Raw genomic sequence first — 11,661 nt, 5'->3', positions numbered from 1 at the left:
CCTCATTCTCCTAACAATAAGTAATCGATCACATCGCAAAGGCAATGCAGGGCAAGCAAATGGACTTCCTGGATGCGCGCGGTGCTCTTCGCATCCACGCAGATCAACACGTCGTTGGCGTGCAGCGCGCGCGCCATCTCTCCGCCGTCGCGCCCGGTCAGGGCGACCACGCGCATGTTGCGCTCGTGCGCGGCGTGGATCGCGGCGACCACGTTGGGCGAATTTCCGCTGGTGGAGATCGCCAGCAAACTGTCGCCGGGCAGGCCGAGCGCGCGCACTTGCTTGGAGTACACCTGGTTGAAGTCGTAGTCGTTGGCGATGGAGGTGAGCACCGAACTGTCGGTGGTCAGCGCGACCGCGGCCAAGCCGGGGCGCTCCTTCTCGAAACGGTTCAGCAGCTCCGCTGCGAAATGCTGCGCATCGGCCGCCGAGCCGCCGTTGCCGCAACACAGGATCTTGCCGTCATTGGCGACGCAGTCGAAGAACAGTTGCGCACCCTCTGCGATGGGTTGCGCCAGTTCGTCCTTGACCTTGAGCTTGAGTTCGGCGCTGTCCTTGAAGTGCTTGATGATGCGTTTGCTGATATCCATAAAATCCATTTTCCGGGCGAATCGCGGTGTCGCGTGCTCGCTCATTCCTCGTCTATCTTTGAGATATGCCTCGTCATTTGCTGCGCGGCTCCTTGCGCTTCATCCCGCAAAATGGATTTTAGACGCCCGCAATTTGTAATGAGCGCGAATATTAACCCAATCAGGTTTCGAACGCATTTCGGAGCCACTGCGCGTTGCGTCCCTGCGCATCATCCATCAGCAGGGCATCGAAGCGGCACGGCGGAAGTCGGGGGAGGCTTGCGAGATATTGCTGCGCGGTGCGGATGAGACGCTGCTGCTTGTGCGCATCGATGCTGGCCGCCGCGCCGCCGAAATCGCCGTTGCGCCGCAGGCGCACCTCGACGAACACCAGCGTCGCGCCGTCCCGCATGATCAGGTCGATCTCGCCGAAGCGGCTGCGGTAGTTGCTCTCGACCGGCTTGAGCCCCTGCCGCTGCAGGTATTGCGCCGCCCATTGTTCGGCCAGCGCGCCGTCGTTCATTGCGGGGGAGCAGCCTCGGGAACGGCCGAAGTCGGTACCAGGCCGGGGAACATCGGCGCAATGGGGACGACCGGTGCGTCGGGAAGCTGCGCATGCCCTTGCACGAACACCGCGGGGATCGCCGTGCGCAGGAAGGTGTGGCCATCGAGATCGATATGCCCGCTCACCCCGTCCAGCGGCATGGAAATCTCGGCTTTTTTGGCAATCAGCAACTGGACCAGGCGGAAGGCGTCGATGCCCAGCGCGTAGAAGCGCTCATGGTCAGCGGGCAGCGGGGGGGCGGCGCGCGGATAGCTCATCACCGCCGCATGGTCTGGTTCCAGCAGCCAGGGCATGTCGACGAAGCGGATGCCGTCCAGATCGTAATTGATGAGCGTCTCGGTGTTGCCGACGAAGATCTGCGAGGTGGCGTAGATGGGCAGCCTGTTCGGGAGGTAAGGGCGGATCTGCCGTGCCGTTGCCGCATCGGCGGCGAGGAACACCAGGGTGTCCGGCTTGACGGCGACATCGGCGAACACCACCGGGTCGCTGTTGAATTCGATCTCGCGCAGGATCGCGCCACCGTCCGTGACCCACTTCTCTTCGAAGGCGAACTGCAAGCGCTTGGCCAGTTGCGTGTGGGTGGTGATGACGATGACCTGGTGCAGGTTCTGGCGCTTGGCCAGATTCGCGATCTCTCGAGCTTCCGCTTCCACCGCCATGCCGAAGAAATACAGTTGCGGCGCGGCAGCCTGATCGGCCACGTTCAGCGCCAGCGTCGGGACGATAAGGTCTTTTTCTGCGGCCAGCGTGTTGACGCCCTTGCGTGTCAGCGGCCCGACCACGGCTCGCGCGCCGTTGGCGATGGCGCGGCGGTACATCGTCACGATGTCGTTGCCCTCGTCGAAACAGCCATACACGCGCACGGGCAGACTCTGCGGATTGGTGATCTCCACGCCTGCCGCGGCGAGGAAGCCCTGCTGCACCGCATCGGCGGCGGGGCCGAAAGTGGCGGACTTCAGCGGCAGCAACAGTGCGATGTGCGGTGCGGGTTTTTCGTCTCCTGGCGGCAGTGGCGGCTCGGTGGCGCAAGCAAAACCGCTCACGTATAGTGCGAGCAAAGCCGAAAACCAGAGGAATACGCGTTGCATCATTCACATCCACAAAAATTGGAAGCCGCATTATATGTAGTTGCCACCCCGATTGGGAATTTGCGCGACATCACCTTGCGCGCGCTGGAGGTGCTGGGCGCGGCGGACGTGATCGCGGCGGAGGACACGCGCAACACCGCGCACCTGCTGTCTCACCACGGCATCAGCGCGAACCGGCTGATGGCGGTGCACCAGCACAACGAGCGCGGCGCGGCTGAAAAGATCGTCGCGCTGTTGCAATCCGGGCAGAGCGTGGCCTTCGTCAGCGATGCGGGCACGCCCGCGGTCAGCGATCCCGGCGCGTTGCTGGTGCAGGCCGTGCTGGAGGCGGGGCTGCGAGTCGTTCCCATTCCCGGCGCGAGTGCGGCGGTCTCGGCGCTGTCGGCCTCCGGCCTGAACAGCCCGCATTTCCTGTTCTACGGCTTCCTGCCCAACAAGGCAGCCGCGCGCCGCAGCGCGCTGCAACCTTTGGCAGAGCATCCCTACACATTGGTGTTCTACGAAGCTCCACACCGCATTCTCGAATGCGTGGCCGACCTGCAAGCCGTGTTTGGCGCGGAGCGCGAGATCGTCTTTGCGCGCGAGGTTACCAAGCTGTTCGAGAGCATCCATCGTTGTGCATTGGGCGCGGCGCTGGACTGGCTGAACCGCGACCCGAACAACCAGCGCGGCGAGTTCGTGCTGCTGGTCTCGGGTGCCGTGCCGCAGGAGGGCTTGTCGGCCGAAAGCCGCACCACGCTGTCGCTGCTGCTCGAAGAGTTGCCGCTCAAGCAGGCGGCTCAGCTGGCCGCTAAGATCACCGGTGCCAACCGCAGCGAGCTGTATCAGCTCGCGCTGCAAATGAAAAAAACAACCGAAGAAAATGACTAGGGGGAGCCTCGCGGCCCCCCCCGGTTTGCGCCTCAAATGGGCCTGGTAGAGCTTAGTTGATCACCTTCCATGAGCCGTTCGGCTGGCGGCAGGCGGTTCCATAAGCCTTTTCCTTCTTGCCGTTGACCGTGACGGTGGTCTGGTACTCGCGACAGTTTTCGCCGCTGGCGGATTGGTAGGTACTGGTCGGCGTTGCGGAAACATCGGCACCCGTGTTCGGGTTATGCCAGGTGCTGGACTGATGGTCGCGGTTGTATTCCAGCGCGGACTCGGCCTTGCGATTATCGTTCTCGTCCATATAACGCCCCATCTCGCTACCCACGTAGGCTCCGAGCAGCGTTCCGGCGATGATGGCGGCGGTTCGTCCTGATCCTTGTCCAACCTGGTTCCCCAGCACCCCGCCCAAAACGCCGCCTACGACGGCGCCGCCCTGCTCCTTAGTCTGGCAGGCAGACATGGTTACTGCCAGGATCGCGATGAAAAGCATGGTCAGAAATTTTTTCATGATGACACCTCCTGTATGAACTTCGTTGGTTCCGTATGTGAATGCTGTGTCGGCCTATAGGCGGCAATTAGCGCAGTCCCGATCATAGAAAGTTTCTATCCAGAAAGATATTCGTGTAATTGCGTATTTTTCCGTGGAACGTCAGGGCTGGAGATACTCCAGCAGGGCCTGCGCGTTGCTGTGCTCGGTATCTTTGGCCGCATAAAGGAGCGTAGCGCTTCCCTTGCCGAGAGCGGCCCGCAGTTCGGCGACAACCTCCGGGTGCCGGTCGAGTTCCGCGAAGTAACGGCGCCGGAATTCCGGCCACCGCTCGGGCTCGTGCGCGTACCACTGCCGCAGTTCGGTTGAGGGCGCGACGTCCTTGAGCCAGAGATCTATGGCTGCCTTGTCCCGGCCCAGGCCGCGCGGCCACAGGCGGTCCACGAGAATCCGGGTGCCGTCGGCTTTTTCGGGCGCGTCGTAGGCGCGCTTGATGTGCAGTTTCATGGCGGTGGCTGGAGGTTGTTTCGGCTCCACCTTAAATGGAATCGATGTCCGGGAAAATACGCAGAAAGCCGTAGTGGGGTCTGCGAATATTCCGGTGTCACAAGCGGTTCGCTCCCTGTTTCATGCGGTTCGTCGCATTATTCTCCCGTTGAAGGATGGGGACGCCTAGAGTGTGAGCTATCCGATAACCACTGGAGAACCCATGAAGCGGCTGGCTATCCTTGCCATGTTACTGATTGCGACCTATACCCAGGCAGGAGAACTCAAACTGGAGCTTTATGGCCAGGGGCTGGCCGGCAGCCAGATACGGGTAGCGGTCTATTCCGCCAATGCGCCGGAACAATTTCCCCGCGGCGAGAAGTTTTATCGTGGCACGGCAAGCGAGGCCTCGAGCGACCGGCTGATCGTATTGTTGCCCGATCTGCCGTCGGGGAGATATGCCGTGGCAGTCTATGCCGACAACAACCGGAACGGCAGGCTGGACAGGAACTTCCTGGGCGTGCCTACCGAAATCTACGGTTTTTCCAACAATGCGCGCGGCCGGTTCGGGCCGCCCGGTTTTGCCGAGGCTGCATTCGAGCTGGGCGATGGCACGGTTGCGCAATCCATTCATTTGAAGTGAGGCCGATATGATCGAAAGCCATCCTCCCATACTCAGATTGCGCAACATCCGCCGCCGCTTCCTGCTGGGCGAGACCACCATCGATGCGTTGCACGGCATCTCGCTGGACATCCATGCGGGCGAGTTCCTTGCGGTGTGGGGGCCGTCCGGCAGCGGCAAATCCACCTTGATGAACATCATCGGCCTGATCGACTCGCCGACCGAGGGCGAGGTGCATTTCGACGAGCAGGACACGTGCGGCTTGGCGGACGACGAGCTCACCGATTTCCGCGGACAGAAGATCGGCTTCGTGTTCCAGAACTTCAATCTCGTGCCGGTGCTTTCCGCGCTGGAGAACGTGATGCTGCCCTTGCAGATACAGGGAGTGGCCGAACATGAAGCGCGTAATCGCGCGTCAGCGGCTCTGGTGGATGTGGGACTGGAGAGATTCATGAAGTCGTTGCCCGACAAACTTTCCGGCGGCCAGCGCCAGCGTGTCGCTATCGCACGGGCGCTGGTAGTCGAACCCAAGCTGGTCATCGCCGACGAACCGACGGCGAACCTGGACTCCGAAAACAGCCGCATGGTGGTGGACCTGATGCGCGAGATGAATCGCGCACGCAAGGTGACTTTCGTTTTTACCACACACGACCAGCGCCTCCTTGATCATGTGGACCGGAAGATCCTGCTGCGCGACGGCAACATCGTGAGCGATGAGGTGACGGTATGAGGAACCTGTTCAAACTTGCCCTGCGCGGACTTCTGCGCAACCGCCGCCGTTCCCTGGTGACGCTGTTGGCCATCGCCTTCGGTTTTTCCGCCATCGCGTTGTTCGCCGGTTACACACACAACGTCTACGACGGGATGGCGCGCGGAGCCGTACACAGCGAGATGCTGGGGCACCTGACCCTGAACAAGCGCGGCATGCGCAAGGAAGGCAAGCTCGACCCCGAGCGTTACCTGCTCACCGCGAATGAGGTGGCGACCATCACCAGACTGCTGAAGGACGAACCGCATGTGGTGTTGGTTGCGCCGCGACTGGCGCTGAGCGGCCTGGTTAGCAACGGGCGCGCCAGCACCATCTTCATCGCTGAAGGCATAGCCCCGTCCGCGATGGAATACCTGCAGAAGGACGTGTTGACCGAGCGCGAAAAGAAGAGCGGTTTGTACGACAACTTCAAGAAGAAGCTCGATCCAGCGCATTCCGAAGTGGTGGCGCTGAGCGAAGGGCTGGTCGAGATGCTGCATCTCTCCGGCGGTGAACAGGCGCAGGTGCTGGTGAATACCCTGACCGGGCAGGCCAACGCGCTCGACGTTACCGTGGGGCATACCTTCAATACCGGCAATGCGGGCAGCAACGACAAATTCGCCTTCGTGTCGCTGGCGTTGGCGCAATCGCTGCTGGATGCCGAAGGGCGTGCGGATCGACTGACCATCCTGCTCGATGATATGGCGCAGACCGAAGCGATGCGCACCCGTCTGAGCGAAAAACTGCACGCTGCCGGATTCGATGTCGAGATCATGACCTGGCAGGAGCTTTCGGATTTCTACAACCAGGTACACGGGATGTTCGACATGATCTTCGGTTTCATCTTTTCCATCGTGTTGACCGTGGTGGTAATGAGCGTGGCGAACTCGATGGGCATGACCGTGGTCGAGCGAACCCGAGAGATCGGAACCCTGCGCGCCATCGGCCTGAAGCGCAGCGGCGTGGTGCGCCTGTTCACCACCGAATCGATGCTGCTCACGCTGATCGGCTGCACCGTCGGGTTGCTCATCACGCTGGGCGTGCGCTGGGGCATCAATGTCGCCAATATTTCCTATGTGCCGCCCAATAGCGCCAGCCCGGTTCCCTTGCTGGTGGACATGGACTACGGACGGGTGCTGTTCACCTTTGCCCTGATGGGCACGGTAGGAACGCTGGCAGCTTATCTGCCCGCCAGACGTGCGGCCAGGCAGGCAATCATCGATGCGCTGGGACATGTATGAAGGAATCCCAATGAAATCTATTCTGAGAAACCTGCTCGCGGTGCTGCTGTTCAGCGTCAGCCTTTCCGCTTTCGCCGCGCCGGACGCGCAATCCCTGCTGCAGCACGCCGACCGCGCGCGCGGGGGCGGCTTGCCGGGCATCGTCTGGGAAATCAGGCTGGTGTCGCGTGACGGTGCCAAGGTGTCCGACGAGCAGCGCCTGGAAGTGCGCGCGGTGGACGATGCCAGCGTGGCCGAGACGCTGGAGCCGGTGCGCTTCAAGGGCTCGAAGCTGTTGCAGGTCGGGCGCAACATGTGGCTGACCCGTCCCGGCCTGTCCAAGCCCATTCCCATCTCGCCGCGCAAGCGCATGAGCGGACAGGCTTCCAACGGCGATATCGCCGCCACCAATTACGCGGGCGATTACGAGGCGCAACTGGCAGGGGAGGAGACAGTGGACGGCGAAGCATGCCACGTTCTGGAACTCACGGCGAAACACAAGCGCGCCACCTACGACCGCGTGCGCTACTGGGTGTCGGCCAGGCGCGAGGTCGGCGTCAAGGCCGAGTTCTATTCGCTATCCGGAAAGCTGCTGAAGACCGCGCGTTTCGATTACGGCAATACCATCGAATACGAAGGGAAGCGCATCCCCTTTGTTAGCCGCATGACCATCCGCGACGCGTTGATCGATGCCGAAACGACGATGGATTTCGGCACGGTAAAGGTACGCAAGATTCCCGCTGCCGAATTCGATTTGGGGCAGATGCAATGAGGGTGGGGGTCGCCATGCTGCTTCTGCTCCTGGTGCCGGCGGCATCCGCAGAAGAGCCAGAATGGCGTACTACGTGGGACGGCACACTGTATGGCTACGCGAACAGCACGAGCCTGCGCGGCGACAGCGTGCTCAATCCGGGTAACCGGATCGCTCGTCTGCCGCAGAACAGTGCCACCGCTGAAGGGCGCTTCAACCTCAAGGCCGGGAACGACACCCTGCGCGTGACCCTGCGCCCGGTCCTGCTGGCGCAGGACAATCGCAACGCTTTCGGCAGTCAGCGTCAGAACGAGGCTTACCTCAGCCAGTGGCAGGTGCGGCTGCGCGCTTCGGAAGCGTGGAGCGTGGCTGCCGGACGAGAGGTGCTGAACTGGGGGCCGGCACAATTCCGCTCGCCCTCCAGCCCGTTCTATTTCGATAACGGGCGCAGCAATCCGATGCGCGAACTGTCGGGCGTGGATGCGCTGAAACTTTCCTGGACACCGGACATGGAACGCACACTAGCGCTGGTACGCATCACCGGCTCCGGTCATGTCGCGCAGGATATCAGGCGCAACAGCTGGCTGCTGAAAGCAGACCGGCGCGGCGGCGACTGGGTGGGCGGACTGGCGCTGGCGCACACGCCGGGGCAGGGCGCGTTCCTCGGCGCGCACGGCCAGTTCACCGCCAGCGATGCGTTGCTGCTGTATGCCGAAGCCTCATCTTCCAGCCGCGCCGCTGCGCTGCAATCGCCTGCCGATGTTGCGTTGCCGTTCAGCATCGCCGCAAGATCGCCGCGCCGGACGGATGTGCTGGCTGGCGCAGCCTGGACCTTCGACAACGGACAGTCGCTCAACACCGAGTATCTGCATACTGGCCACGGCTATCGCGCGGCGGAGGAAGGCGCATACTTTGCGCGTGCCGCAGCCTCGCCGCTATGGGCCGGACAGGCACTGGCCTACTCGCCGCCGTTGCTGGGGCGCGACTACCTGCATCTGGTGTGGCAAAGCAACCTGATGGAGACCGGTGGCTACTGGCGCGCGATGGCGACGCACAGCTTCACCGATAACGGCAACGAGCTGTCCGGCTACGGCGAAATCGCGCTGACCGGGCACGTCACGGCTTTTGCGCTGGCCATATTGCCGATGGACGGCGCGCGTCAGGAATTCTCCAGCCTGCTCCGGCGCAGCGTGACCGCCGGGTTGAAGATTGCCCTGCCATGACCCTGAAGCCATAATCCTTCCATGCGACACAACCTCTTCATTTCCACCATCATCTCGCTGCTGTTCAACACAGCCATCGCCGGACTGTTGACCCTCATCAGCTTCGAGGAAAGCTTCTGGATCAATCTGGTGTTCTCGCAGTGCATCGGGTTGTCCATCTATGGCATCAACGCCACGCTGATGTGCCGCATCGCCGACAGGCGCCGCCGCTGGTTGGTACTGGCGCTGACTTTCCCCGGCAGCATCGTGTTCGGCATCACACTGGCATCATGGATCACCGGCGTCGGTGACTGGAGCGACCCGCGTGCCTGGGTATCGGTGGTGATCGGCCTGTTCTTCGGCGGCATCGGTGGCATCACCTATTTTCTCAGCGAGCGCATCGAACGACTGGATGCCGAGGTGAAACAGCACCAGTTGATCAGGAGCGAGACCGAGAAGCGCGAACTGGAAGCGCAGCTGAAACTGCTGCAGGCGCAGATCGAGCCACACTTCCTGTTCAACACGCTTGCCAATGTCGGCAGCCTGATTGAAACCGATCCGGCGCTCGCGAAAAAATTGCTGGAACGCCTCAACGATTGGCTGCGCGTGGCTCTGGCGCGGGCGCGCAGCGAGACCGCCACGCTGGGCGACGAGCTGGACATGCTGGAGAACTATTTGCAGATATTGAGGGTACGGTTCGGCGAACGGTTGCGCTGGCAGATCGATGCCGAAGACGCAGCGCGGAAGGCACCGTTCCCGCCCATGCTTCTGCAGCCGCTGGTGGAAAATGCGGTGCGCCACGGTATCGAACCTAAGCTGGGGGGCGGAGAGGTCGTCATCCGTGCCGGCACTGCGGACGGCAAGTTACGCATTCAGGTCTGCGACAGCGGTACAGGGCTGGGCGGAGAACCGGGAGCGGGCGCCGGCTTGAGCAACGTGCGGGCGCGGTTGGCTGCGTTGTATGGCAGTGGCGGGCGGTTTGCGCTTGAAGGCAATGCCGGTGGAGGCGTGACCGCTGTGCTGGAGATCCCGCGATGAAGGCCATCATCGCCGATGACGAACTCCATCTGGCGGACGATCTGCGACGCCGTTTGCTGCGGCTATGGCCCGAACTGGAGATCGCTGCCGTCGTACATGATGGACTGGCTGCTGCAGCAGCGTTGGCGGAAATCAGGCCCGATATCGCCTTTCTCGATATCCGCATGCCTGGCCTGAGCGGGCTGGAAGCAGCGCGTGAGGTGCCGCCCAATTGCCGCGTGGTCTTCGTCACAGCGTATGACGAACATGCCGTGGCGGCCTTTGAGCAGGCGGCGGCGGATTACCTGCTCAAGCCGGCCAGCGATGAACGCCTCGCACGTTGTGTGGAGCGGCTGAAGCGGCATATCCAGGCGGCGCCGGACGAGTTGCTGGTGCGCTTGCAGAAATTGCTCGCCGCGCCCGGCAAGCCGGAGCCGTTGCGCTGGGTGCGCGCGCAGGTGGGGCAGGCGGTGCGGCTGGTGGGGGTGGAGGAAGTTTGCTATTTCCAGTCCGCCGACAAATACACGGCAGTGTTCACGCGCGATGCCGAACTGCTGCTGCGCACGCCGATCAAGGAATTGACGGGGCAACTCGATCCCGCGGAATTCTGGCAAGTGCATCGCGGCACGGTGGTGAACGTGCGGCAGGTCGTTGCCGCGCATCACAATGCGCTGGGGCGGGTGACGCTCACCCTGCGCGATCGTCCCGAAACGCTGGCGGTGAGCCGCAGCTACGCCCATCTCTTCCGGCAGATGTGATCCCTGATATTGCATGAGTTGTTGCATTTCAAACAAGCGTTTGATACGCTTGTTTCTCGTTTGCCGTCGGATAACCATCATCGCCGGGCGCGCCCGGTAAGCATCGCAATCGCACAATCATTTCGAGGTTCTTCATGAATACCCTTGCCAAATCATTTGTTCCAACCCTCTTGCTGATCGCGCTGCTGACAGGCTGCGGCGGCAAGGACAAGGCCGCTGCGCAAGGAGCACCGGGCGCGGGGATGCCGCCGCCCGAGGTGGACGTGATCACGGTGGCGACAGGGAACGCGACGCTCACGCAGGATCTGCCTGGACGCCTGCAGGCTTACCGCACGGCACAGGTGCGCGCGCGTGTCGAGGGCGTGGTGGAGAAGCGGCTGTTCCAGGAGGGTAGCGAGGTGAAGGCGGGCCAGTCGCTGTACCACATCGATGCGCGCACCTACCGCGCGGTGGCGGAAGCGGCAAAGGCCGACCTGGCGAGCGCGCGGCAGACCGTCGAACGCTACAAACCGCTGCTTGAGATCAAGGCGGTGAGTCTGCAGGAATACGACCTCGCGGTGGCCAAGGCCAAGCAGGCCGAGGCCGCACTGATCCGCGCCGAGGAAGATCTGGACAATGCTTCCGTGCCGGCGCCCATCGCGGGGCATATCGGCCGTGCCGCGGTGACCGAGGGTGCGCTGGTCGGCAAGGGCGAAGCCACGCTGCTGGCGACCGTCGAGCAGCTCGATCCGATCTATGCCAACTTTACCCAGTCCGGCAGCGATTTGCTGCGCCTGAGGCAGGCCGTGGCCGGCGGAAAACTGAAGCGCGCCGATTCGGTCAAGGTTGAGCTGGTGCTGGAAGACGGCAGCGTCCATGCGCAGCCGGGCAAGATATTCTTCACCGACATGGCGGTCGATCCGGCCACCGGCGCAGTGTCGTTGCGCGCCGAATTCCCCAATCCCAAGCGTGAGCTGCTGCCGGGCATGTTCGTGCGCATCCGTTTCCCCGAGGCGATGGCGGAGAACGTCATCCGCGTGCCGCAGCGAGCGGTGCAGGGCGGGGCGCAGGGCCAGTTCGTGATGGTGGTCGGGCCTGAGAGCAAGGCGACGCCGCAGCCGGTGAAGACCGGCGGCATGTCGGGCACCGACTTCATCATCGCCGAAGGGCTGAAGGGCGGCGAGCAGGTCATCGTCAACGGCCTGCAGAAAGCGCGTCCGGGCACGCCGGTGAAGCCGGTGCCTCTGGCCGAGGTGAAAGCACTGAAGATGGAAGACAAACTGTCTTCTTCCAAGTAGGGCC

At 62.6% G+C, this 11,661-nt stretch carries 14 protein-coding genes; 9 read left to right on the top strand and 5 right to left on the bottom strand.

Annotated elements, in window-relative coordinates; genetic code table 11:
• Window positions 1–2 precede the first annotated feature (2 nt).
• From FGKAn22_RS12310 to FGKAn22_RS12300, 3 genes are all read right to left on the bottom strand, one after another.
• Window positions 3–590, bottom strand: coding sequence for a phosphoheptose isomerase (locus FGKAn22_RS12310; RefSeq protein ID WP_212785928.1), 588 nt, complete (start codon window positions 588–590; stop codon window positions 3–5).
• Window positions 591–750: 160 nt separating this feature from the next.
• Window positions 751–1,092: a YraN family protein gene (locus FGKAn22_RS12305; RefSeq protein WP_212785927.1), complete on the bottom strand. Its 342-nt coding sequence runs from the start codon at window positions 1,090–1,092 to the stop codon at window positions 751–753.
• The gene (locus FGKAn22_RS12300; protein WP_212785926.1) at window positions 1,089–2,225 is read right to left on the bottom strand and encodes a penicillin-binding protein activator; all 1,137 of its coding nucleotides are present in this window, start codon (window positions 2,223–2,225) and stop codon (window positions 1,089–1,091) included. Before FGKAn22_RS12300 ends, FGKAn22_RS12305 begins: the two co-directional genes overlap by 4 nt.
• On the opposite strand from FGKAn22_RS12300, the gene rsmI reads away from it, so the two are divergent.
• Window positions 2,217–3,092 (top strand): 16S rRNA (cytidine(1402)-2'-O)-methyltransferase, encoded by an 876-nt coding sequence (gene rsmI / locus FGKAn22_RS12295; RefSeq protein WP_212785925.1) that lies wholly within the window; start codon window positions 2,217–2,219, stop codon window positions 3,090–3,092. The genes FGKAn22_RS12300 and rsmI overlap by 9 nt on opposite strands.
• A 52-nt stretch (window positions 3,093–3,144) precedes the next feature.
• On the opposite strand, the gene FGKAn22_RS12290 is transcribed toward rsmI, so the two are convergent.
• Complete coding sequence (locus FGKAn22_RS12290; RefSeq protein WP_212785924.1) at window positions 3,145–3,597, bottom strand: RT0821/Lpp0805 family surface protein; 453 nt, start codon at window positions 3,595–3,597, stop codon at window positions 3,145–3,147.
• 141 nt (window positions 3,598–3,738) lie between these two features.
• Entirely contained in the window at window positions 3,739–4,083 is a 345-nt protein-coding gene (locus FGKAn22_RS12285) for a DUF488 domain-containing protein (RefSeq protein WP_212785923.1), read from the bottom strand.
• Window positions 4,084–4,285: 202 nt separating this feature from the next.
• Between FGKAn22_RS12285 and FGKAn22_RS12280 the strand changes: the two genes are divergently transcribed.
• The 8 genes from FGKAn22_RS12280 to FGKAn22_RS12245 all read left to right on the top strand — a co-directional run bounded on the left by FGKAn22_RS12280 (window position 4,286) and on the right by FGKAn22_RS12245 (window position 11,657).
• Window positions 4,286–4,705 (top strand): DUF2141 domain-containing protein, encoded by a 420-nt coding sequence (locus tag FGKAn22_RS12280; protein WP_212785922.1) that lies wholly within the window; start codon window positions 4,286–4,288, stop codon window positions 4,703–4,705.
• Window positions 4,706–4,712: 7 nt separating this feature from the next.
• A complete protein-coding gene (locus FGKAn22_RS12275; RefSeq protein WP_212785921.1) occupies window positions 4,713–5,414 on the top strand; it encodes an ABC transporter ATP-binding protein in 702 nt (233 codons plus the stop codon).
• Window positions 5,411–6,673 carry an ABC transporter permease gene (locus FGKAn22_RS12270; RefSeq protein WP_212785920.1) on the top strand — a complete coding sequence of 421 codons (1,263 nt, stop codon included), beginning with the start codon at window positions 5,411–5,413 and terminating at the stop codon, window positions 6,671–6,673. Before FGKAn22_RS12275 ends, FGKAn22_RS12270 begins: the two co-directional genes overlap by 4 nt.
• 10 nt (window positions 6,674–6,683) lie before the next feature.
• Window positions 6,684–7,424, top strand: a complete 741-nt coding sequence (locus tag FGKAn22_RS12265) for an outer membrane lipoprotein-sorting protein (protein ID WP_212785919.1) — start codon at window positions 6,684–6,686, stop codon at window positions 7,422–7,424.
• Window positions 7,425–7,438: 14 nt separating this feature from the next.
• Entirely contained in the window at window positions 7,439–8,626 is a 1,188-nt protein-coding gene (locus tag FGKAn22_RS12260; RefSeq protein WP_212785918.1) for a hypothetical protein, read from the top strand.
• 21 nt (window positions 8,627–8,647) lie between these two features.
• Window positions 8,648–9,643 carry a sensor histidine kinase gene (locus FGKAn22_RS12255; RefSeq protein WP_212785917.1) on the top strand — a complete coding sequence of 332 codons (996 nt, stop codon included), beginning with the start codon at window positions 8,648–8,650 and terminating at the stop codon, window positions 9,641–9,643.
• Complete coding sequence (locus tag FGKAn22_RS12250; RefSeq protein ID WP_212785916.1) at window positions 9,640–10,380, top strand: LytR/AlgR family response regulator transcription factor; 741 nt, start codon at window positions 9,640–9,642, stop codon at window positions 10,378–10,380. The genes FGKAn22_RS12255 and FGKAn22_RS12250 overlap by 4 nt, the downstream gene beginning before the upstream one ends.
• A gap of 134 nt (window positions 10,381–10,514) precedes the next feature.
• Window positions 10,515–11,657 carry an efflux RND transporter periplasmic adaptor subunit gene (locus tag FGKAn22_RS12245; protein ID WP_212785915.1) on the top strand — a complete coding sequence of 381 codons (1,143 nt, stop codon included), beginning with the start codon at window positions 10,515–10,517 and terminating at the stop codon, window positions 11,655–11,657.
• Window positions 11,658–11,661: the final 4 nt, after the last annotated feature.

Origin of the sequence: Ferrigenium kumadai, from assembly GCF_018324385.1 — a bacterium.
In the GTDB taxonomy this organism is placed as follows: Bacteria; Pseudomonadota; Gammaproteobacteria; order Burkholderiales; family Gallionellaceae; genus Gallionella; species Gallionella kumadai.
Note: the sequence above shows the minus strand (reverse complement) of the source record. Positions and strands in the feature narration are given on the sequence as shown.

Bases quoted from the DNA above. Each gene is read 5' to 3' on its own strand.
- FGKAn22_RS12245 (WP_212785915.1), top strand. From the start codon at position 10,515: ATGAATACCCTTGCCAAATCATTTGTTCCAACCCTCTTGCTGATCGCG.
- FGKAn22_RS12300 (WP_212785926.1), bottom strand. From the start codon at position 2,225: ATGATGCAACGCGTATTCCTCTGGTTTTCGGCTTTGCTCGCACTATAC.
- FGKAn22_RS12305 (WP_212785927.1), bottom strand. From the start codon at position 1,092: ATGAACGACGGCGCGCTGGCCGAACAATGGGCGGCGCAATACCTGCAG.
- FGKAn22_RS12290 (WP_212785924.1), bottom strand. From the start codon at position 3,597: ATGAAAAAATTTCTGACCATGCTTTTCATCGCGATCCTGGCAGTAACC.
- FGKAn22_RS12255 (WP_212785917.1), top strand. From the start codon at position 8,648: ATGCGACACAACCTCTTCATTTCCACCATCATCTCGCTGCTGTTCAAC.
- FGKAn22_RS12250 (WP_212785916.1), top strand. From the start codon at position 9,640: ATGAAGGCCATCATCGCCGATGACGAACTCCATCTGGCGGACGATCTG.
- FGKAn22_RS12260 (WP_212785918.1), top strand. From the start codon at position 7,439: ATGCTGCTTCTGCTCCTGGTGCCGGCGGCATCCGCAGAAGAGCCAGAA.
- FGKAn22_RS12285 (WP_212785923.1), bottom strand. From the start codon at position 4,083: ATGAAACTGCACATCAAGCGCGCCTACGACGCGCCCGAAAAAGCCGAC.
- FGKAn22_RS12265 (WP_212785919.1), top strand. From the start codon at position 6,684: ATGAAATCTATTCTGAGAAACCTGCTCGCGGTGCTGCTGTTCAGCGTC.
- FGKAn22_RS12280 (WP_212785922.1), top strand. From the start codon at position 4,286: ATGAAGCGGCTGGCTATCCTTGCCATGTTACTGATTGCGACCTATACC.
- FGKAn22_RS12270 (WP_212785920.1), top strand. From the start codon at position 5,411: ATGAGGAACCTGTTCAAACTTGCCCTGCGCGGACTTCTGCGCAACCGC.
- FGKAn22_RS12275 (WP_212785921.1), top strand. From the start codon at position 4,713: ATGATCGAAAGCCATCCTCCCATACTCAGATTGCGCAACATCCGCCGC.
- FGKAn22_RS12310 (WP_212785928.1), bottom strand. From the start codon at position 590: ATGGATATCAGCAAACGCATCATCAAGCACTTCAAGGACAGCGCCGAA.